This is a genomic window from Amphritea atlantica, assembly GCF_024347255.1.
GTDB lineage: Bacteria > Pseudomonadota > Gammaproteobacteria > Pseudomonadales > Balneatricaceae > Amphritea > Amphritea atlantica.
Map to the genome: position 1 here is coordinate 1,546,371 of NZ_AP025284.1, position 23,507 is coordinate 1,569,877.

Genomic DNA, 23,507 nt, shown 5'->3' on the forward strand with positions numbered 1-23,507 from the left:
CCGGCAGCCAGTTATCGATGGTTGCCCCTATTTTTGGAGCTGATGATATGCAGCAATATTCTGGTTTCGGACTGTTGAAACACAGTCTGAGTCATCACGAGAACTGGCAGCGTGTCTGGCGTAACCCTACGCCGAAGAAGAAGTACGATGTGATTATCATCGGTGGCGGCGGTCATGGTCTGGCTACTGCATACTATCTGGCGAAAGAACACGGTATCACCAACGTGGCTGTGCTGGAAAAGGGGCATCTGGCTGGTGGTAACATTGCTCGTAACACCACTATTGTGCGTTCAAACTACCTGTGGGACGAGTCCGCTGCTCTGTACGAGCATTCCATGAAACTGTGGGAAGGTCTGGCGCAGGAACTGAACTACAACGTTATGTTCTCCCAGCGCGGCGTATACCATACCTGTCACACATTGCAGGATATGCGTGCCAACGAACGTCTGGTTTCCGCCAACAGGTTGCAGGGTATTGACAACGAAATGGTTGATGCCGAACAGCTGCAGAAAGAGATTCCCTCCCTCGATTGCTCTAAGGGTGCCCGTTACCCGATTATGGGAGCGTCTGTGCAGCGTCGTGCCGGTAACGCCCGTCATGATGCCGTGGCCTGGGGATATGCCCGTGCAGCCGATGCGCTGGGTGTCGATCTGATTCAGAACTGCGAAGTAACTGATATGGAGATCAGTGACGGCAAGATTACGGGTGTCAAAACCAAGCAGTACGGTGTCCTCAAGGCTGACCGTGTGGGTTGCGTAGTGGCCGGTAACAGTGGTGTGCTGGCTAAGATGGCCGGTTTCCAACTGCCGGTTGAATCCCACCCGCTGCAGGCGCTGGTATCTGAACCGATCAAGCCTTTCCTTGATACGGTTGTGATGTCTAACCATGTGCACGGTTACATGAGCCAGTCAGATAAGGGTGACCTGGTGATTGGTGCCGGTATCGATGGCTGGGTTGGTTACGGCCAGCGTGGCTCTTACGGCATTATCGAACATACGCTTCAGGCGATTGTTGAGATGTTCCCGTGCACCAGCCGCGTGCGCATGAACCGTCAGTGGGGTGGTATTGTCGACGCCTGTCCTGATGCCAGTCCGATTATTTCCGATACGCCGGTGAAGAACCTGTTCTTCAACTGTGGCTGGGGTACGGGTGGATTTAAGGGGACTCCGGGCTCCGGTAACCTGTTCGCGCATACGCTGGCACATGGCAAACCTCATCCGATTGCGGAGCCTTTCTCTATACAGCGCTTCCATACCGGTGCACTGATCGATGAACACGGCGCTGCCGGTGTAGCACATTAACAGGGGCTAATTAACATGTTGCATATCTACTGCCCGCACTGTGCGGAATATCGCGAAGAAGAAGAGTTTCACTGCGCTGGTCAGGCGCATATAGCGCGTCCACTAGACCCGGAAGCCTGCTCCGATCAGGAGTGGGGCGAATATCTGTTTTTCCGGAAGAACCCTCGTGGTCTTCACCATGAACTGTGGGTACACGCAGCCGGTTGTCGTAAGTTCTTCAATATGACCCGCGACACCCAGACCTATGAAATTAAAGAAGTCTACAAGATCGGCGAGCAGCCATCTGTAGTGGCTGAGTAACAGGAGCGGAATAATGACACAACAGAACCGCCTCACCAGCGGAGGTCGAATTGACCGTTCCAAGCCGCTGACGTTTACCTATAACGGTAAGCAGTATCAAGGTTTTCAGGGCGACACGCTGGCATCTGCGATGCTGGCAAACGGCATCAACGTTGTTGCCCGAAGTTTTAAATACAGCCGTCCGCGGGGGATTGTCGCCTGTGGTGCAGAGGAACCGAATGCGGTGCTGCAGCTGGGCGCGACTGAAGCGACTCAGGTGCCTAACGTACGTGCCACTCAGCAAGAGTTGTTTGATGGCCTGGTATCGGCTTCGACCAATGGCTGGCCAAGTGTTGACACCGACGTCATGGGCCTGATGGGTAAAGTTGGTGGCAATATGATGCCACCGGGTTTCTATTACAAAACCTTTATGTTTCCACAGTCGATGTGGCATACCTACGAATCAGTGATTCGTAAGGCTGCAGGTCTCGGACGTGCACCTCGTGAAGGTGACCCGGATCGTTATGACTCCATTAATCAGCACTGTGATGTGATGATAGTGGGTGCGGGTCCTGCTGGTCTTGCGGCGGCGCTGACGGCTGCCCGTGGTGGTGCCCGTGTGATTATTGCCGACGAGCAGAATGAGTTCGGTGGTAGCCTGCTGAATGGCAAAGAGACACTGGATGGCAAGCCTGCTGCTGAGTGGGTACGCGCTGTCGTAGAAGAGCTGGGGACCTATGAAGATGTGCTGATGCTGCCGCGTTCAACCGTGAACGGCTATCACGATCATAACTTCCTCACGATTCATGAGCGTTGTACTGATCATCTGGCGGATATTGCGCCGGTCAATCAGGTGCGTCAGCGGATGCATCGGGTGCGTGCTAAGTGGGTTGTTCTGGCCACTGGCGCTCATGAACGTCCACTGGTTTACGCGAATAACGATGTGCCTGGCTGTATGGTGTCTGGTGCGGTTTCTGCTTACATCAATCGCTATGGTGTTGTACCGGGTAATGAACTGGTCGTAATGACCACCAACGACTATGGTTATCAGGCAGCGCTGGACTGGGCTGATGCGGGTCGTAAGGTCGTGGCTATCGTCGATACCCGTGAAGCAGCGGTCGGTGACCGTACCGAAGCAGCACGCAAGCGAGGCCTGAATATTATTTCCGGTTCTGCGGTGATTGAAGTGCAGGGCAGCAAACGGGTCACGGGTGTGTCTGTGGCGGCGATCAGTGCGTCCGGCTCTAAAGTGATCGGTTCTGTGACTAAGCTGAAAGCCGATACGGTTGCCTCTTCCGGTGGCTGGAGTCCGGTGATTCACCTGTCCTGTCATACCGGTAGTCGTCCGGTATGGAATGAAGAGATCGTTGGCTTCCTGCCAGGCGAGACGGTACAGAAGCAACTGACCGCCGGCGGTATCAACGGTCAGTATGAAACTGCCGCCGCTCTGCGAGAGGGTTTTGACGCCGGTCAGAAAGCGTTGGTTGAAGTGGGTCTGGCAGCCGCAGAAGTGGTTCTGCCGCAAGCGCAGATGCTTAAAGTGGCAGCGCCAATGAGCCTGTTCCATGTTCCGCATCTGAAGCCAACGTCTCAGGCACCGAAACAGTTTGTCGATTATCAGACCGATGTTACGGCTGCGGGTATCGAGATTGCATGTCGTGAAGGCTTTGAAGCGATTGAGCACGTCAAGCGTTATACCGCGATGGGTTTTGGTACTGATCAGGGTAAACTGGGTAATATCAATGGTATGGCAGTGGCAGCGAAAGCGCTGAACCAGTCTATTCCTGAGACCGGCACCACGGTTTTCCGTCCGAACTACACGCCGATTGCTTTTGGTGCTATTGCGGGCAGCCATAGCGGTGCTCTGTTTGAGCCGAAGCGTTTCACAGCGATGCACAAGTGGCATGTTGAGCACGGTGCAGAGTTTGAGGATGTCGGTCAGTGGAAACGTCCATGGTATTTCCCGAAAGCAGGGGAAACCATGCAACAGACGCTGAATCGTGAGTGTCTGGCGGTACGGAATTCTATCGGTATTCTGGATGCATCAACACTGGGTAAGATCGATATTCAGGGTAAAGATGCGCGTGAATTCCTGGGCCGGGTTTACACGAATGCCTGGGCCAAGCTGGCGGTAGGTAAGTGTCGTTATGGTCTGATGTGTGGCGAAGACGGCATGGTATTTGATGATGGTGTTACCGCCTGTCTGGGCGAGAACCACTTCGTCATGACTACCACGACCGGTGGTGCAGCACATGTGTATGAGTGGCTGGAAATCTACCATCAGACTGAGTGGCCGGAACTGGAAGTGTATTTCAATACGGTAACCGATCACTGGTCGACAGCGACGATTACCGGGCCGAACAGCCGTAAGCTGCTGGCTGAGCTGACCGATTATGATGTCAGCAACGAAAACTTTAAATACATGGACTGGAAACAGATCACTGTGGCTGGTGTACCTGCCCGGGTGTTCCGTATCTCCTTTACCGGCGAACTGTCGTTTGAGATTAACGTTCAGGCGAACTACGGTATGCATGTCTGGGAAAAACTGCATGAAGCGGGTGAAAAATATGGCCTGACGCCATACGGTACTGAAACCATGCATATTCTGCGGGCTGAAAAAGGTTTCATTATCGCCGGTCAGGACACCGATGGTTCGGTACATCCTTACGACCTGGGTATGGGCTGGTGTGTATCTAACCAGAAACCGTTCAGTTACATTGGTAAGCGTGGTATGAACCGGAGTGACTGTACCCGTGAAAACCGTAAGCAGATGGTCGGTCTGAAAACTAAAGATCCTAAGCAGGTGATTCCGGAAGGTTCTCAGGCGGTACTTGATCCGAAGGCGCCGGTTCCGATGCCTTTAGAAGGTCATGTGACCTCCAGTTACTGGAGTGAAAACCTGGGCCACTCGATTGCGATGGGCTTTATTAAAGGCGGCCTGGATAAGATGGGTGAAACCGTTTACTACCCACAGGCTGATGGCACTGTGATTGAAGCTGAAATTTGCAGCCCGATCTTCTTTGATCCGAAAGGGGAGCGTCAAAATGTCTGATCTGAATGTAATGACTCCTGAAGAGAGCGCAGCCACTAAAGCGGCAGTAATGAATCAGGTTCCCGGCCCTGAGATTCAGGGCCAGTCTCCGCTGCACCATGCGGACCTGGAAAGCCTGGCACAGAAAGGCCCTAAAACTGGTGGCGTACATCTGCGTGAACTAAAGCTGCTGGGCCATCTGACCCTGCGTTGTAATGCAGAAAATGCCGAGCAACTGGCAGCCGTTGAGCGTGTATTGGGTGTTGCCTTGCCGCTTCAGCCTCTGACTTCTGCTGAGAACGGTGCTTACTCCATTCGCTGGATGTCACCGGATGAGTGGTTGATTCTGGTGCCAGGGATGGAAACCTTTGATATTGAAACGAAGTTCCGCGACGAGATGCCGGGCCACTATTCACTGGTAAACAGTAGTGGTGGATCGACCGTTCTGGAACTGTCCGGTGCAAATGTGCTTGAAGTGCTGAAAAAGTCTACGCCGGTGGATCTGCATCCTAAGGCGTTCCCGGTTGGGAAAGTGGTTTCGACTTTGTTTGCTAAGAGCGGGGCGGTCATTCGCCGCTCTGGTGAGCAGCGCTATGAGTTGGTTATCCGTCGTTCGTTTGCGGACTATATCTGGCTCTGGTTGCAGGATGCCAGCCGTGAGTACGGCCTGGTGATCGAAGCCTGATTATACTGAACCAGATGCCAGCCCTGACCGGGGCTGGCTTTATCCGTTTGCTTCTGTTGAGTTTGTGACGGCTAGCCGCAATTCAATGCAGCAGATAAGAGCAGGAGTCCTCAAATGACAGATACAACAAAACCAAAGCACTGGATCTTTACTGCCAGCTGTCCAAGCATGCTGGGTACCGTTGATGTGGTCACCCGCTATATGGCTGAAGCGGGTAACTATGTGGATGAGATCCACTCATTTGATGATCGGGTCTCTAAACGCTTTTTTATCCGTATTGAGTTTCAGCCAATCAAGGACGGGTTTAGCGAGGAAAAATTTAACGCCGAGTTTGCGCCCAGAGCTGCAGAGTTTGGCATGGAGTGGGATCTGACTAAGCCGGATCACCGTCCCCGCGTGGCGATTCTGGTGTCTAAGTACGATCACTGTCTCAACGATCTGCTGTACCGCTATCGCACCGGTCAGTTGAATATTGAAGTACCGGTGATTATCTCCAATCATCCTGATCTGGAGCATCTGGCTGAGTGGCATGGTATCCCTTACCACCATCTGCCGATCTCCCCGGAGACCAAACCCTACCAGGAAGCAGAGATCGTTAAGCTGCTGGAACAGTACGATATCGAGTTGGTTGTGCTGGCTCGTTACATGCAGGTTCTGTCCCCGTGGATGTGCGATCAGTTGAATGGTAAAGCGATCAATATTCACCATTCCCTGTTGCCGGGCTTTAAGGGTGCGAGACCTTATCATCAGGCCTGGGAGAAAGGGGTTAAGATGGTTGGTGCCACTGCTCACTACGTCAATAATGATCTGGACGAAGGTCCGATTATTACCCAGGGGATCCAGACCGTCGATCATGCATTTTATCCAGAGGATCTGATCTCCAAAGGGCAGGATGTTGAGCGGGTCACCCTGTTTAACGCGATCCGTTATCACATTGAGAAGCGGGTATTTCTCAATGGCGGACGTACCATTGTGTTTTCCAGCTGATAAAGTTCCCCTTTCTATCGCTGATTTACGCAGCACAAATTGTTGTGTTGCGTATCTTTTTCGAGGGCAGTTAGGATTATCTCTTCCAGAGAGGTATGTAGTGTGTGGCTCATCCTGACTGGCCTCTTTTTCTTACTTTTTTCAGTCGATAAGCCTGCAAAAACGATATTAATCGTTTTAAGAAAATTTCAGGTCGTTAACTGACATACAACTACACTTATATAAGCTGATAATCGACTTTTACTATCAATTTCTGCGCTCAGAATGCGCGGTGGAGACTCTATGTCTATCTCTGTTTTTGATCTTTTTAAAATAGGCGTCGGTCCGTCCAGTTCCCATACCGTTGGTCCGATGGTTGCAGCAGCAAATTTTGCTGACCATCTGGCACAGCATAATCTGGCTCAGGCGGTTGTGCAGATCCGGGTTGATCTGTATGGCTCTCTGAGCGCCACAGGCGTGGGACACGGAACAGATAACTCAGTTATTGTCGGCCTGATGGGGGAGAGACCCCATAGCATTGACCCACAGATGATTCTGCCTGCGGTTGCCGCAGTAAAAGAGAGCAACACCCTCAATCTGTTGGGGCAGTTCCCGATCAGCTTTATCTGGCAGCGGGATATGAATCTGCTGGAGGAGAACCTTCCCTACCATCCGAACGCAATGCGTCTGAGTGCATTCGACGCCGATGATAATCTGCTGTATGACAATGTGTATTATTCCATCGGTGGTGGGTTTGTCATCGATGAAAGTGAAGCAACTGCAGATGCTCATGTGGTCCCCCAGGTTGAGCTGCCCTATGAGTTTAATAATGCCGTCGAACTGCTGACGTTGTGTCAGGAGAACAAGTTCACTGTCAGTCAGTTGATGATGGAAAACGAAAAGGTCTGGCGCAGCGAGAAAGAGGTTCGCGATGGACTGATGGATATCTGGGCGGCGATGAAAGAGTGCATCGCTAACGGTCTTCATAGTGAAGGGATACTGCCTGGGGGCTTGCACGTCAAACGGCGGGCGATGGGGCTGCACAAGTCGCTGATCCGTTCGACTAAACCCAATATTATCTCCTCCACACTGGGAGCGATGGATTGGGTGAACCTGTATGCACTGGCTGTGAATGAAGAAAATGCTGCCGGTGGGCGGATGGTTACGGCACCGACTAACGGCGCGGCAGGTATTATTCCCGCGGTATTGATGTATTACACCGAGTTCACCCCGAATGCGACCGAGGAAAACGTTGTCGATTTCCTGCTGGCGGCGGCGGCAATTGGCGCCCTGTGTAAGAAAAACGCTTCAATTTCCGGCGCAGAAGTGGGCTGTCAGGGAGAGGTCGGCTCTGCCTGTGCCATGGCGGCGGCAGGTCTTTGTGAAGTATTGGGGGGCACCCCTGAACAGGTAGAAAATGCTGCAGAGATCGGTCTGGAACACAATCTGGGTCTGACCTGTGACCCGGTGGGTGGACTGGTGCAGGTGCCCTGTATTGAACGCAACGCTATTGGTGCCATGAAAGCGATCAATGCCACTCAGATGGCGCTGCGCGGCGATGGTAAACACTTTATCTCGCTGGACAAAGTGATCAGAACCATGCGCGACACCGGTATGGATATGCAGGATAAATATAAGGAAACCTCCCGCGGCGGTTTGGCGGTAAACGCAATCGAGTGTTAAGGGTATTGATAGTTAATGCACTATAATCTCTTTATTACACGTCTGTTTTTTTGAAAGACAGGGTTCAGATATACGCCATTTATCACTAAAATGGCGTTTTTGAATCCCTGGCGGGCCGATTGAGGTATAGTCGGATTCAAGAGATCAGATTGAAGAAATCAGATTCTAGAGACTAACTAACACTCCCTATGCAGTTCCGTAAGGAATGCTGCGTGATTACAGGTTTGCTTATGACGAATGAGATTAACGGTGGGCGTCCGCGAAGCATTGGATTCCTGCTGTTAAATAATTTCACTATGATCTCTCTGGCAGCGGCGGTTGAAGCCCTGCGGATGGCCAATCAGCTTAGTGGTGAAGAGCTGTACGTCTGGTACACAATCACTATCGATGGTCAGCCCGTGAGTGCCAGCGACGGGATTACCATCACTCCTGATGCCGGTTTTGATAACTGTCCCGGGCTGGATACCGTGATCGTTGCCGGTGGTCTGAATGTCACTAAAGTTTACAACCGTATCCATATCAACTGGTTGCAGGAAAGAGAGCGCAAAGGGTGTAAAATCGGGGCGATCTGCACCGGCGCATACCTGTTAGCCGCAGCAGGCCTGCTGGATGGGTATGAGTGCAGTACCCACTGGGAGTATCTCGCTGCGCTTCAAGAAGCATTTCCACGTGTGAAGTGTTCCAGCCGGCTGTTCAGTTTTGATCGCAATCGAATGACCTGCACCGGTGGCACCGTGCCTCTGGATATGATGCTCAATATGATTAAGCTGGAGCATGGTTATCAGCTCTCAACGGCGATATCAGAGATGTTTATCTGTGATCGCATTCGTGATGAAAGTGATCAGCAGAAGATTCCGTTGCGCCATGTGTTGGGGACAACCCAGCCAAAATTACTGGAAATAGTGGCGCTGATGGAGGCCAATATTGAAGAGGTGATCGAGATGGATGAGTTGGCGCATTATGTCAACCTGTCCCGTCGCCAGATGGAGCGACTGTTCCAGAAATATCTCGACTGTTCTCCTTCCCGTTATTACCTGCGTCTGCGTTTGCTCAGAGCACGGCAGTTGCTCAAACAGACCTCGATGTCGATTATTGATATCGCTGCGGCCTGTGGATTTGTCTCTAGTCCCCATTTTAGTAAGTGTTATCGCGAACAGATGGGGATTCCGCCCCGGGATGAGCGTACCCTGGCGGTTCAGGGGGATGATGAAGAGCTGTTCGAGGCGGCCGCTATCAAGTCTGCTCAGTTCACCAGGTTACCATCTGAGGCAAAAGAGTTTGTTTCCAGAGATACCCTTTCCGAAGCGAAAACGGAGTCAACTTTTGGTTCGGTTCATCTGAAAGGAAAGCGGGATAAATAGGGCGCAGGCTGCCGATTTTCCAGGCTTCAACCGGTATTGCCAGATACCCGATGGGTATTTCAGATGCAACTGGCGATTGCAGGGAATGCTCTGATTTCAGCCCTGTCTTTGACGCTGCAAGCAATAGCGAAAACCCGATTATTCCCCCTCATGCCCGGCTACAGAATTTCCCCATTAATGTTCTGTCTGTGTTATAAGACACTGAGCGTCTGATTAAGTGTGGTTTAATCCCGAACTGCGATAAAACGCAGTAGCGATGCAGGTAAAGGGAAGAAATGTCCACGTTCGTTCGCCAGGCCTGAAGTGCCAGAGTTGTAACCTATTGATTTCGACCTTTAACCCTGTATTGTTAGGCGTTTAAGGTGTTATTAAAACAGCTTCGGCGGGTAATATTTTCGATTCATCGTGGATGGTAATATAGATGTTTCGCTATTTTGGTTTTGGATCCAACATGAACATGACTTCGTTGCGGGCGAAGGGTGTTGAGCCTTTGGCATCCAGACGAGCGGTTTTACGGGGTTGGCGACTGCGTTTTAATGTACAACATTTCTTTCGTCATGAAGGGGGGGTTGGCAACATCGAACGTTCCGGCAATCCGGATGACAGGGTGTTGGGTGTACTGTATGACTGCCCGGACGAGGCGCTTACCTCGCTGGATGCCATGGAAGCTTACGGCCATGGTTATGACCGTATCACTGTTGAGGTAGAGGATGATGGTGGTACTCAGGCATCAGCTTTCGCCTATGTCGGGATGCCAGAGTTTATCAATGATGCCTGCCTGCCAACCCAACGCTATCTTAACCTGTTGATCGAAGGGGCTCGATCCGCTGGGTTAGCATCAGAATTTGTATCTTACCTGACAGAGCACCCGGTTCATCAGCCAGATGAATACCCGCGGTTCAAACCGCCGGCAGGCGACTACCCCCGATTCAACGCGACGACACTGGCGAATCAGCCGTTGTATACCGCACTGTACGGGGCTGTTTTTGATATGTCTGAAGCCCGGCCGTTACATGATTACCTGAAGGTTTTTTTTGGTGGAAGGGATATGACTCTGTACCACATTAAACGACTGGATAGCAGTGACGGTAATGAGTCGCTGGAAGATATCCGTCAGGGGCGTATCAGTGATGCCCAATGGCGCTACCTTAACAGCTATCTCAATGAGTATGCCCGAGAGTACCGTTACGTCGGTCGTTTCGACTACGGCTCAAACCCTGCGACAGCTCAAACGACAACACCAACGACAATACTGAGTAAGGAATAGAGTAATGAATCAGTTTCCAGAGGTACTTGCACATGGCGCCATTGAAGAGGTATTTCCGGATATCTTTTTCGTCCGCGGCGCGATGGAAACCGTTCTTCAGGGGATGGATTGGCAATTCAGCCGCAATATGACCGTGGTGCGTGATGGCGACCGCCTGATCATCATTAACAGTGTTCGTCTGAGCGATGAGAGCCTCGCTGAGCTTGATCAGCTGGGGCGTGTTACTGATGTGGTCAGGCTGGGCTGCTTGCATGGCCGGGATGATCAGTTCTATGTTGACCGCTATCATGCTGATTACTGGACACTGCCCGGGGTTGAGCAGGCAGATGGCTTGCAAGCGACACATACACTGACAGAGGATGGTACGTTACCAATTTCGGATGCCTCTCTGTTCCTGTTCCGGACTACTCAGATACCGGAAGCGATACTGCGTATTGATCGCGCAGGTGGGATTCTGATTGCCTGTGATGCATTACAAAACTGGCTGGCGCCGGATGAGTATTTTTCTGATGCTTCACGGGAGCTGATGCAGACGATGGAGTTCTTTACCCCTGCTAATCTGGGCCCGGTTTGGCTTCAGGCTGCTGCACCTGAGGGAGATGATTTTGCACGCCTGAAAACATTGCCATTCAGGCATGCTCTGTGTGGTCATGGCGATCCACTGCGTGAGACCGCTTATGAGGATTATCACGCCACCTTCCAGCGTATCTTCGGTGTCTGACCGGCGGTTAGGAGAATCTGTGTGAAGGAGCCGTTGCCACAACTGCCTGGCTATCAGCCTGAGGCGATAATATGCCGTGCGGATGGGCGTGTTGTTTATCGCGCACGTAGTGCGGTGGATGGCGCGGTGGTGGCCGTTGAGACTCTGGATGCGGAGTTTCCAGATCGTCAGCAGGTGGCTGAAATTCGTCGTGAAGGTGAGATCGCGCAACGATTAGCTGATGTTGCTGGTGTGCGTAAAGTGTATGCCGTGATCTCCCATGGCAGTGGCAATCTGGCGCTTGTGTGCGAACCGTTTGAGCAGTCTCTCAGATCTCACCTTGCCCTCAGGGGGGGCGGTGGTTTGCCGCTGGCCGAATGTCTCGAAATCGCTCTGAGTCTTGCTCACACTCTCGGTGGTATTCATAGCCGGGATATTGTTCATAAAGCGTTGACGCCTGGGAACGTGTTGTTTAATCCGCTCAACGGAGCGACAGGGCTGGCTGGCTTCGGTATCGCTTCTGAGCTGGATCAGGAGCGACAGGCTTTGCAAATGTCGCGTCAGTTAGAGGGGCCGTTACCCTATATCTCTCCGGAACAGACCGGGCGCATGAATCGCGACCTGGATTACCGTTCCGATTATTACTCTCTGGGGGTGCTGCTGTTTGAGCTGCTTACCGGACAGCAACCCTTTCAGGCTGATAACGTACTGGAGTGGGTGCACAGTCATATCAGCCAAATCCCCCCGGCACCTCACGAAATAGATCCTGAGGTGCCTGAGGCTGTCTCAGCCATCATCCTGAAACTGTTATCCAAAAGTCCCGAGGCGCGTTATCAGAGTGCCGGGGGACTGATTTATGATCTGAGTTATTGCGCTGATCGACTGGCTGCAGGGCAGTTGATCGACCCCTTTGAGCTGGGGCAAAAAGAGGTTGTACAGAAGTTTCTGGTGCCGCAAAAACTCTATGGCCGTGAAGCAGAATTAGGGCAACTATTCGATCTGTTTGAAACCGTTGTCACTGGAGGGAATGTCTTCTGCCTGGTTAAAGGGTATTCCGGTGTTGGTAAATCGTCATTGGTGAATGAGATTGATCAGCCACTTGTGCGTGAACGGGGTTTCTTTGTTCAGGGTAAGTTTGAACAGTTTCAACATGGTGAAGCTTATACGGCGCTTGCCGCCACATTCCGTGGTCTGGTGCAGCAGATCCTGACAGAGCCCGAGGAAAAACTTGCCCGGTGGCGGGAAGATTTACTGGCTGCTCTGGCTTCACACGCAGCGTTAGTGATTGATCTGGTACCTGAGCTGGAACTGATTGTCGGGCCACAACCGGCGGTGGCCGAGCTTCCTCCCGCCGAGGCGCGCAACCGTTTGCAAAGGGCGTTGATCGCATTTCTCCGGGTGTTCGCCAGCGATGGGCACCCGGTGGTGTTATTTCTCGATGACCTGCAATGGAGTGACGTACCTACCTTAGAACTCATGCGCCGTCTGGTGACCTCCAGAGAGCTGAGTCACTTATTGCTGATTGGGGCTTATCGGGATCACGAAGTTGGTGTGAGTCATCCTTTGCGACTATTGCTTGAGGATCTGGGTGGCCGGGAGAATATCCATCAGCTTCATCTCGGCCAGCTGGATCGCAACTCTGTAAGACATATGGTCTCTGATGCGTTGTGCAGCAATGTGGAACAAACCCGACCACTGAGTGACATGCTCTATGATAAGGCTCAGGGAAATCCCTTTTTTACCACTGAACTGTTGCGTCAGTTGCATAAAGAGGGCGCTATCGTCGCCGATCAGATTAGCGGACGGTGGAGCTGGGATTTAGATGCAGCTCGCTGGTCTGGTGTGAGTAACGATGTGGTCGAGTTTATGGTGGACAATCTGCGACGCTTTACACCGCAGACGCAGCAGGTCCTCCAGTTAGCGGCCTGTATTGGCGGGACGTTTGACCTGCTGACCCTTGCAGCCATTTATGAAGCTTCAGTTGATGCAACGGCTATGGCGCTGTTGCCGGCACTCAAACAACATACTGTGCAGCCGCTCAACAGTGATTACCGTCTTGTGGGGGATGTTTCGGCAACTGACTCTGAGGCCCCGGTGACTGTTAATCCCGTTTATCGGTTCCAGCATGACCGTGTGCAGCAGGCTGCATATGCATTAATCGACTTGTCGTTGCGGCCGGTTGTTCATCTTTCGGTAGGGCGTTTGATGTTACAGCATGCCGATAACCAGGTGCCCGATGACAGACTGATCGATATTGTTGCGCATCTCAATGAAGGCCGGCAGTTGATAACCTCTGCTGATGAACAGCGGTCGCTGGCTGAGCTTAATCTGCGCGCAGGCATTCGTGCCAAACAGGCGTCTGCCTATGAGGTGGCGCTCGGATATCTTCAGATCAGTGCCGAATTTTTACCTGCCGACCCCTGGCAGAGTGTGCCATCACTGATGCAGGCATTGGCAGAGGAAACCCAGCAATGTGCTTATCTGACCGGGCGGGTTGAAGAGGCAGATGAATGGATTGAAGTGATGCTGGAAAACGCTCAATCCGATCTGGAACGCAGTCATATTCTTGCGATCCGCACCCGGCAATATGCAACCCTCGGGCGGATGGAAGACTCCATTCTTTCAGCCATTCAGGGGTTGGCTATTCTGGGTGTTGAGTTCATTCAACATCCCGGAGTGGAGGATGTCGCCCGGGAACGGCAACGGGTTACAGAGAATTTAGGTGGCCGGGCTATTGCTGAGCTGGTTAACGCTCAGCCGGTTGATAACCCTGCTACGCTCACCGCTATGAGACTGCTGATGGAGACCTTTGCTGCGGCATTTCTGTCGGGCAGTGGCAATCTGTTTCCCTATCTGGTGACAAAAGCGGTCAATCTCTCGTTGAGTCATGGTAATTGTCCGGAAACCGCTTTCGCCTATGCCGCCTATGGGATGCTGTTGTGTGGTGAATATGATGAGCCCGAAGAGGGGTTCCAGTATGCCAGTGCGGGTTTGGCGATTAATGAAAAACTGGATGATCTGGCGCTGCGGGCGCGGGTTATCTATGTCTATGCGATGTTTGTCTATCACTGGAGTAAGCCCTGGTCAGGGCTGACCTCTTTGTTTCGAAAGGGGATTGAAGCGGGTTATCAGTCCGGCGATCTGCTTTATCTTGCCTACAGTGCTCAGGATTGTGTCATCTGGGATCCCTCTATGGATCTGGAAACCGCTTACCGGTTGCACAGTGATAATATGGAGATCGTGCGTGAATGCGCCTATCAGGATTCGCTGGATTCCGGCACTTTGTTCTTACAGTTACAACGTAATCTATTGGGACTGACGGATGCTCCCTGTTCGTTAAGTGATGATCAGTTTGACGAAGCGCTCTGCCTGGAGGGGATGCGTCAGCGTCAGTTCATGACCGGAATTGCCAACTACCATATTTACAGTGCAGAGATCTGCTTTCTTTACGGTGCATATGAGCGTGCCCTTGAGCATGTCAGGGCTCAGGATGTGTTGATAAAGTCGGCGATGTCACTGCCTCAACTGGTGCGTTTTTACATCACTTCGTTTCTGACACTGTCAACGCTGTATCCCGATATGGAGGTGGAACAGCAGGCAGAAACCCGTGCCCGGCTTGAGCGAGACCTGGCGCGCATGAAACGCTGGGCCGACAGTTGCGAGACTAACTTTCGTCATCTGCAGCTGCTGATGGACGCAGAATTGCAACGGCTGGACGGTCAGCATGAGGCCGCTCTGGAGGGTTACGATATCGCCATCGACGCAGCGCGTGAGAGTGGTTTTCTACGGGATGAAGCCACCGCCTGTGAGCGGGCTGCGCGTCATCTTCTGACTATCGGTCGGCGACGCTCAGCGGAAGGCTATCTGCGCGCGGCACACCGGATATATGATCGCTGGGGCGCCCATCGTAAAGTGGCTCTGCTGGAACAGGAGTTTGCGGTATTGCGTGAGCTATCGCCGCTGGCGGGTACGCCCTATGGTACTGATGCGGTTGGTGATCTGGATCTCGCCTCGGTGATGAAAGCCTCCCGGGCGATTTCAGAAGAGATCATCCTCGACCGGCTGTTGAAAAAAACCATGACGATTCTGCTGGAAAATGCCGGAGGACAATGGGGTTGCTTAGTGGTTAAACGCGAAGCAGGGCTGGTTGTCGAGGCGGGTACTTTCCCCGAATCCGGCTTATCAGCAGATGATCTGCCGGGGCGTTCGCTGGTGCAGAGCTCTCAGGGAGCGCCGGTTTTCCTGCCGGTGACGCTGATCAGTGAAGTGCTGCACAGCGGTGAGGCTGTGGTGCTCCGGGATGCTGCCTCAGAGGGCGCCTTTGTACAGGACCCCTATGTTCTTGAGGTTCAGCCTGCCTCTGTACTCTGTGTGCCCCTCCTGCGTGAGCGTTTCGCTGGCGTTTTATATATAGAGAATAACCTTGCCAGTGGTGTATTTACCTCGGGGAGAGTGGAAGTTATTCGCCTTTTGGCGGCTCAGGCATCGGTTGCCATCGAGAACGCGCGTCTGTACGAGCAGATTCAGGAATACTCCCGGACACTGGAGGAGAAGGTCATTGAGCGGACCGCCAGCCTGGAGCAACTCAATCTTGAACTACGGGGGCTTGCGGATTGTGATGGCCTGACGGGGGTTGCTAACCGTCGCCGAGGGGATGCCTATCTGCTTGAAGTCTGGCGACGACTGCGGCGGGAAAAGAAACCGCTGTCGGTGATTATGCTGGACGTTGACCACTTCAAGGCATTTAACGATAGCTATGGCCATCAGGCGGGTGATGATTGTCTGATTGCGGTGGCTGCAAAGGTGAGGGAAACGTTATTTCGTCCGGCCGATCTGATTGCCCGATACGGGGGAGAAGAGTTTATGATTATACTGCCGGATACCGATGCTGAAGGTGCGGCTACAGTCGGCGAAACTGTCCGCCAGGCGGTGCAGGATATGGCGATTGTACATGAGCATTCCTCTGCCGGCACCGTGGTTACCGTAAGTGTTGGAACTGCAACGATTGTGCCGGAAGCGATGGATGGTACTGAACCGCTGCTGCGTGAAGCGGATATTGCTCTGTATCGCGCCAAGCGAATGGGACGTAATCAGGTGCATGCCGCCGCTGAATATCTGACTATGAACTAGCCCCAGACTGTCCTGACGCGCGAATCGCCCTTAGACTCCCCCTTAAAAGGAGTCCTGCATTATCAGATCCGGTTAAATCTTCCTGTTTGAAGCAAAGGTTCGCGGGTATCAGGGGGGAGAAAACTTGCAGCCGCCGGGGTTATCAATTATAACTCTGAATCCAGTTAAAATGCTTTATATTCAAGGTTTAGGGATATGCCTGCTGCCACAGGCTGTACTGATCGTGGACAAGGATGCTGTCTGCTCTCCCGGCTATCTCTGGCTGCGGTGAGGTTTTTACTCATAGTCTTCCTGCCACTGGGGCTTCTGTAATCTGGCGCAGTCATTGTTGTCCTCTCCTCCCTGTATTGTATGGGGCAGGGAGCTGTTGCGCCTGGATGACAGATGATATGTCAGACGGCAGGTTGTAATCGCCTGAACCGATAATTGATAAATGTGAGAAACAGAATAACGCTGGATAACGGTTTTGAATGTTATCCGTTTTGATTAGCAAGGACGAACACGACTAACAGGGAGACGTAACATGTCTGATTTATCGCTCTATCCATCCAGTCCAGGTAATATACCTGAAGATCTGACCCGCGCAACCGCCAGCTATAAACGCCAGGCCTGGTTAGCCATGGTTGGGCTCACGGTCTTTATGCTGTTTTATCTGGCGTTAGCCGCATGTTTTGGCTGGATTGCCTATAGCAACATTGTAAAAATTCAGGCAGGTCATTCGGATCTGTTTAATCTGCTGTTTGCCGGCATCGCATCTCTGCTGAGCCTGTTCATGATCAAGTCTTTATTCTCAGTGCGAAAGTCTGACCGTATTGATGGTATAGAGGTCACCGCCCAGGAAGAGCCGAAACTTTTCGACTTTTTGCATACCCTCGCCGATGAGATAGGGGCCCCGAGACCTCACCGGGTTTTTATCACGCCGGATGTCAATGCCGCTGTGTTCTATGATCTGTCACTGATCAATATGATCTTCCCTTCGAAGAAGAATCTGATTATCGGTTTAGGTCTGGTCAACGTGCTCAATCTGGGTGAGCTTAAGGCGGTGCTGGCGCATGAGTTTGGTCACTTTGCGCAAGGCTCGATGATGGTGGGCCGCTGGGTATATATCGCGCAGCAAATTATCGCCCATATGGTGTCTACCCGTGACTGGCTTGACTCTGTCGTACGGTTTATCTCACGTATTGATCTGCGTATCGCCTGGGTAGGCTGGATCCTGGGGTTAGTGATATGGTCGATCCGTTCACTGATGGATACCTTGTTCCGGCTGGTGATTATTGCTGAACGGGCATTGAGCCGGGAGATGGAGTTTAACGCTGATCTGGTCGCCGTCTCAGTCACCGGCAGTGATGCCCTGGTCAATGCTTTACATAAGTTGCAGTCCGCCGATAATGCCTGGCAGACAACTCTTGGTGTTGCCAATGTTGAGGCTGGTAAAGGCAAGTTTATCAGCGATCTGTTCAGTGCCCAGAAAAAAGCGGTGAGTGTTATTGGTGAGGTGCTCAATGACGCGAGCTATGGCGTAGTGCCACAGCCGGATGGCGATGATGTCAGTCAACACCGGGTGTTTTCTGAGGATATGGCCCGGCCACCGCAAATGTGGTCGACACACCCGGCGAACAGGGATCGTGAAGACAACGCAAAGCATATCTATATCGCTGCGAATATTGATCGGCGATCTTCCTGGCAGGTCTTTTCTGATCCGGCCGGGCTGCGTCAGAAAGTTAGCCTGAATTTTTATAATGCAGAGAAAATTGCGGAAATGGAGCCGATTGCTGCTGAAGATGCCGTTGTTGACCGCTTTAGCAAGCGTTCCTTTGCATCCAAATATAGGGGTACCTACCTGAGTCGTAGCCCGGTGCGTCATTTCGCTAGTATCGATGAGATGCTGCATGCAGCTGATTTGAAGGGCTCTGCAGCTGAGTCAATTGCATCACTCTACCCTGAATCGCTGGCACAGCAGCTGGACCTGGCGAGGAGTCTGGATCTGGAAAGTTATACCCTGAAAGGGCTAGCGTCCGGACAACTTAAACCCTCCGGCGGCGTTATCCGTCATCGGGGTAATGAGCTGAAGAAAAACGATATTCCCGTTGCGCTGCAGCAGGTTCATGCCGAGCGGGCAGCGGTAGCGGAACATTTAAAGGTACATGATGCCCGCTGTCGTGCTGCTCATCTGCAGGGTGCCAGAGAGTGTGGACAGGGGTGGGAAAACTATTTGCAGTCCCTGATTCGATTGCTTCATTGTAGCGAACACCTGCATGCCAACATTGAAAATGAGATCGCACTCCTGGTTAACACCTGGGAAGTGATCACCGCCGATGGCAAAGTGGGTCATTTTGAGAAGCGGCGTATACTTAAAGTGTGCAACGCTGTACAGAATGAGATGCGGCAAATCTCCGCTGTTGCGGCAAAAATTGTGCTGCCAGAGCCAATCGTGGAAGCAACGGGCTTTGAAAACTGGTCAGAGCGATTTCCTGAGTTTGATATCGCCGACGTTAACAAAAAGAACTGGGTCGAATGGTGTGAAGCGGCTTCGACACTGATGAACAATCTGCTGTATACCTTCAGTGAAATCAAGTCTGCGACACTTGAAGAGTTGGTTGCAAGTGAAGAGAAAATTGCTCAGCATCTGTTGCAAAACAAGGCTCTTGAGGTCGCGCCGCATGCCGGCAGTTGTCCGGCTGAATACCCGGTTTTACTGCCGGGTGACGAGCATGAGTTGCAACAGAAACTCGATCTATGGAACCGCTTTCAACTGGCTCATGGAATGGTTCCCTCGACACTGCGTTTTATTATCGCTTTCGCCATCGTAGCGGGCACGCTTTATAGTGGTTTTTTTGGGTTGTAACTCTCCATCAAAAAGGAGCCAGAAGATAATAAGGGGGAGCGTCATCATCAGTAAGATGATGCCCCTCTTTGACCCGTATACTGTTTGGAGTCTCTGTTTTACCTGTTTCGTGATTGCCAGTATCTTGTTTGAGAAGTGCGTCTGTATTTTCAGTTGAAGCGCTATCTACTGACGTGGTGGAGCCTTCCGGAGCATGTTTATAGCGGGTTTAGCATCGATAGCCCCTTACTTTCCTTTCTCAGTTGGGAGGTCGATTACAGAACAAAATCACCACCCATCGTCGCTTTTAGTAGTGTGTAAGTCGTTTCCAGCCCCGTTTCATTTTTCTGAATAACTACACTGGCTTTAATGATGAAAAGGTCTGATGTGGATCTTTTTGCCTGCAGGCCTGTGGGTTCACCGGGTGCTGCTAAACTCTGATTCAGAAGGATACCAACAATGAATGCAGCTGATCTGCACAATGATGCCATCGTTATTGATGGTCTGATCTGCGCCAAATGGGAGCGCGCCCTGTTTGAAGATATGGCGAAAGGTGGCCTGACTGCCGCTAACTGCACCGTGGCTTTCTGGGAGAACTTTGAAGGAACGGTTCGTAATATCGTTGAGATGAATGAACTGATCGAAGAGAGCAGTGATCTGCTGGTCAAAGTGCGCACCACGGAAGATATCAGACGCGCCAAGCGTGAAGGTAAGACTGGCGTCATGATGGGTTTCCAGAATGCCAATCCGTTTGAAGATCAGATCGGCTACGTTAAGGTCTTTAAAGACCTGGGCGTGGGCATTGTGCAGATGTGTTACAACACTCAGAACCTGGTGGGTACCGGTTGCTACGAGCGCGATGGCGGTTTATCGGGTTTTGGTCGTGAGATTGTTGCTGAGATGAATAAGCATGGTCTGCTATGTGATCTGTCTCACGTTGGCCCGAACACCGCGAAAGAGGTGATTGATGAGTCTAAGCAGCGTGTTTGTTACTCCCACTGTCTGCCATCCGGTTTGAAAGAGCATCCGCGTAACCGTAGCGACGAAGAGCTGAAATATATCGCCGATAAAGGCGGCTTTGTTGGCGTTACTATGTTTACGCCATTCCTCAAAGCGGGGGTGAATGCCACTATCGAAGACTACGTCGAAGCGATCCGTTACATCTATAACATCGTTGGTGAAGATGCCATCGGCATCGGTACCGATTTCACTCAGGGTCATGGCCATGACTTCTTTGAGTACCTTACACACGACAAAGGCTATGCCCGTCGTCTGACCCGTTTTGGCGAGATCATCAATCCAAAGGGTATTCGTACAGTGGGTGAGTTCCCGAATCTGACCGAAGCGCTGCTGAAGGATGGTTTCTCTGAAACCCAGGTGCGCAAGATTATGGGTGAGAACTGGATGACATTGTTGAAGGATGTCTGGGGTTCTTAAAGCTACTACGCTTTACAAAGTAAATATAATTTTTAGTACAAAACATAAAGAATTTTGAGGTAGAGACGATGGGTGTACATGCGCCAGAAATGCCAATTGAAGTAGATGATGAAACCGGAGTATGGACAACTGACGCGCTGCCGATGCTGTATGTTCCGCGCCATTTCTTTGTCAATAACCACATGGGGATTGAAGAGGAGATTGGAGCAGAGCGTTATGCCGATATTCTCTACAAGGCAGGTTATAAATCTGCTCATTACTGGTGTGAAAAGGAAGCTGCTGAGCATGGGATCTCCGGGAAAGATGTCTGGGATCACTATATGAAGCGTCTGTCTCAGCGCGGCTGGGGTTTCTTCATTACTGAAGAGCTGGATATCGAAGCGGGCACTGCTAAGGTACGGCTGGAAAATTCAGCTTTTGTTTACCAGTACGGCAAAGTTAACCGCAAAGTTGATTACATGTTTACCGGCTGGTTTGCGGGTGCCCTGGATCAGATAGCTGAGAGCCTTGGCTATTCGGTACGGACCAAAGCGGTCCAGACACAGTGTGCTGCAGAGGACGGCTGTGACGTCGGTTACTTTGAAGTAACTCCACTGTAAAAAGTTAAATAATAAATTTAATACCGGCAGAGATGGTTGCTAAAAGGATAAGAGCTTTAAGCAGCCACTCCCACTTAAAATATATCGGGGTGAGATATCATGTCCCAGTTTGATGTTCTGTTTGAGCCACTAAAGATTAACAATCTGACAATTCGTAACCGTGTTGTCAGTACCGCTCACGCCGAGGTGTATGCCACCGATGGCGGTATGACTACTGATCGCTATGTAAAATACTATGAGGAAAAAGCCAAGGGTGGCTGTGGCCTCTGTATTTGTGGTGGTTCCAGTGTAGTTTCCATCGACAGTCCACAAAGCTGGTGGAGTTCTGTAAATCTGTCCACCGACCGGATTATTCCACACTTCCAGAATCTGGCCGATGCGGTGCATAAGCACGGCGGCAAGATCATGATTCAGATCACCCATATGGGACGTCGCTCCCGCTGGGATGGTGAAAACTGGCCGAACCTGATGTCTCCGTCCGGTATTCGTGAGCCTGTGCATCGTGCCACCTGTAAAGTGATTGAAGAGGAAGAGATCTGGCGCGTTATCGGTGATTTCGCTCAGGCTGCACGTCGGGCGAAAGAGGGTGGTCTGGACGGCGTTGAACTGTCTGCAGTACACCAACACCTGATTGATCAGTTCTGGTCTCCCCGGGTGAATAAGCGCACCGATAAGTGGGGCGGAACCTTCGAAAACCGTATGCGTTTCGGTATGGAAGTACTGAAAGCAGTCCGTGCTGAAGTAGGGCGTGACTTTGTTGTCGGTATGCGGATTACCGGTGATGAGTTCCACCCGGACGGTTTGAATCATGACGATATGAAGCAGATCGCCGCTTACTATGATGCCACCGGCGAGCTGGATTTCTTCGGCGTAGTTGGTTCCGGTTGTGATACTCACAACACTCTGGCAAACGTTATCCCGAATATGAGTTATCCACCGGAGCCATTCCTGCATCTGGCGGCGGGTATTAAAGAGGTTGTTTCTGTTCCGGTTATTCATGCTCAGAACATCAAGGACCCGAATCAGGCTAAGCGTATTATTGAAGCCGGCTATGTCGATTTTGTCGGCATGACCCGGGCACATATTGCTGATCCGCATATTATTGCCAAAATTAAAAATGATCAGGTGGATCAGATCCGTCAGTGCGTTGGCGCGAACTACTGTATCGATCGTCAGTATCAGGGTCTGGACGTGCTTTGTATCCAGAATGCCGCGACCTCCCGCGAGTATATGGGACTGCCGCATATTATCGAGAAAACCACCGGTCAGGTGCGTAAAGTCGTAGTTATTGGTGGTGGCCCTGGTGGTCTGGAAGCGGCACGTGTGGCAGCTGAACGCGGCCATAATGTTGTGCTGGTTGAAAAAGCTGACGAGCTGGGTGGTCAGATTACCCTGGCAGCGAAAGCGCCACAGCGTGATCAGATTGCTGGTATTACCCGTTGGCTGGTCATGGAGCTGGAGCGTCTGGGTGTTGATATTCGTCTGGGCACTGAAGCTAACGAGGAGTTAGTGCGCGAGCTGAAGCCTGATGTTTGTGTGATCGCTACCGGCGGACGTCCGTTTATCGATCAGAACCCTGAATGGGGTGCTGAAGAGGGTCTGGTGGTTTCTAGCTGGGATATCCTCAGCGGTAAGGTTGAGCCGGGTAAAAACGTGCTGATCTATGACACCATCTGTGAATTCTCAGGGTTATCAGCAGCGGATTATCTGGCAGCGAAAGGCTCGCTGGTTGAGATCGTCACCGACGATATCAAGCCCGGTGTGGGGATCGGCGGCACAACCTTCCCAACCTATTACCGCTCTCTGTATGAGAAAGAGGTGATTATGACCTCTGACTTCCTGCTGGAAAAAGTCTATCGCGAAGGTGACAGTCTGGTAGCAGTGCTGGAAAACGAGTACACCGGTCAGCGTGAAGAGCGGGTAGTGGATCAGGTGGTTGTTGAAAACGGCACCCGTCCTAATGAGGAGCTGTATTACGCACTGAAAGCTGAGTCACGTAACAACGGTCAGATCGACAACGAGGCGTTGTTTGATATCAAACCGCAGCCAGTCCTGAGTGAGTCTGGTGATGGCATGATTCTGTGGCGTCTGGGTGACTGTGTATCTCAGCGTAATGTACATGCGGCTATGTACGACGCGTTGCGTCTCTGCAAGGACCTGTAACGCGACTGCGCTTGGCAGGGGAGTGTAAATGTTGCCGGGGAGTATCGCTGTTTCGCTCCTCCGGCAGCAGTTACGGGCGCT

14 protein-coding genes are annotated in these 23,507 nt (G+C 51.8%); all 14 read left to right on the forward strand.

What is annotated here, in order from left to right; genetic code table 11:
* The first annotated feature begins 47 nt into the window (after positions 1-47).
* The 14 genes from OCU43_RS07025 to dgcA all read left to right on the forward strand — a co-directional run bounded on the left by OCU43_RS07025 (position 48) and on the right by dgcA (position 23,426).
* Positions 48-1,301 carry a sarcosine oxidase subunit beta family protein gene (locus OCU43_RS07025; protein WP_091353855.1) on the forward strand — a complete coding sequence of 418 codons (1,254 nt, stop codon included), beginning with the start codon at positions 48-50 and terminating at the stop codon, positions 1,299-1,301.
* Positions 1,302-1,316: 15 nt separating this feature from the next.
* Positions 1,317-1,601, forward strand: coding sequence for a sarcosine oxidase subunit delta (locus tag OCU43_RS07030; protein ID WP_091352739.1), 285 nt, complete (start codon positions 1,317-1,319; stop codon positions 1,599-1,601).
* 13 nt (positions 1,602-1,614) lie between these two features.
* Positions 1,615-4,632: a sarcosine oxidase subunit alpha family protein gene (locus tag OCU43_RS07035; RefSeq protein ID WP_091352741.1), complete on the forward strand. Its 3,018-nt coding sequence runs from the start codon at positions 1,615-1,617 to the stop codon at positions 4,630-4,632.
* On the forward strand, positions 4,625-5,296 hold the full coding sequence (locus OCU43_RS07040; protein ID WP_091352744.1) for a sarcosine oxidase subunit gamma: 672 nt from the start codon (positions 4,625-4,627) through the stop codon (positions 5,294-5,296). The genes OCU43_RS07035 and OCU43_RS07040 overlap by 8 nt, the downstream gene beginning before the upstream one ends.
* 114 nt (positions 5,297-5,410) lie before the next feature.
* Entirely contained in the window at positions 5,411-6,283 is an 873-nt protein-coding gene (purU, locus tag OCU43_RS07045) for a formyltetrahydrofolate deformylase (protein ID WP_091352748.1), read from the forward strand.
* A 282-nt stretch (positions 6,284-6,565) separates the two neighbouring features.
* On the forward strand, positions 6,566-7,945 hold the full coding sequence (locus tag OCU43_RS07050; protein WP_091352752.1) for an L-serine ammonia-lyase: 1,380 nt from the start codon (positions 6,566-6,568) through the stop codon (positions 7,943-7,945).
* A 230-nt stretch (positions 7,946-8,175) separates the two neighbouring features.
* A complete protein-coding gene (gene gbdR, locus OCU43_RS07055) occupies positions 8,176-9,306 on the forward strand; it encodes a choline metabolism transcriptional regulator GbdR (protein WP_091352754.1) in 1,131 nt (376 codons plus the stop codon).
* A 421-nt stretch (positions 9,307-9,727) separates the two neighbouring features.
* Entirely contained in the window at positions 9,728-10,573 is an 846-nt protein-coding gene (locus OCU43_RS07060) for a gamma-glutamylcyclotransferase family protein (RefSeq protein ID WP_091352757.1), read from the forward strand.
* Between the two features lie 4 nt (positions 10,574-10,577).
* Entirely contained in the window at positions 10,578-11,294 is a 717-nt protein-coding gene (locus OCU43_RS07065) for an MBL fold metallo-hydrolase (RefSeq protein ID WP_091352760.1), read from the forward strand.
* A 21-nt stretch (positions 11,295-11,315) separates the two neighbouring features.
* Complete coding sequence (locus OCU43_RS07070) at positions 11,316-16,403, forward strand: diguanylate cyclase (protein WP_091352763.1); 5,088 nt, start codon at positions 11,316-11,318, stop codon at positions 16,401-16,403.
* Between the two features lie 523 nt (positions 16,404-16,926).
* Positions 16,927-19,248, forward strand: a complete 2,322-nt coding sequence (locus OCU43_RS07075) for a M48 family metallopeptidase (protein WP_091352765.1) — start codon at positions 16,927-16,929, stop codon at positions 19,246-19,248.
* Between the two features lie 438 nt (positions 19,249-19,686).
* The gene (locus tag OCU43_RS07080; protein WP_091352768.1) at positions 19,687-20,664 is read left to right on the forward strand and encodes a dipeptidase; all 978 of its coding nucleotides are present in this window, start codon (positions 19,687-19,689) and stop codon (positions 20,662-20,664) included.
* 68 nt (positions 20,665-20,732) lie between these two features.
* On the forward strand, positions 20,733-21,263 hold the full coding sequence (locus OCU43_RS07085; RefSeq protein ID WP_091352772.1) for a 4-vinyl reductase: 531 nt from the start codon (positions 20,733-20,735) through the stop codon (positions 21,261-21,263).
* Positions 21,264-21,362: 99 nt separating this feature from the next.
* Complete coding sequence (gene dgcA, locus OCU43_RS07090) at positions 21,363-23,426, forward strand: dimethylglycine demethylation protein DgcA (protein ID WP_091352775.1); 2,064 nt, start codon at positions 21,363-21,365, stop codon at positions 23,424-23,426.
* The last annotated feature ends 81 nt before the right edge of the window (positions 23,427-23,507 follow it).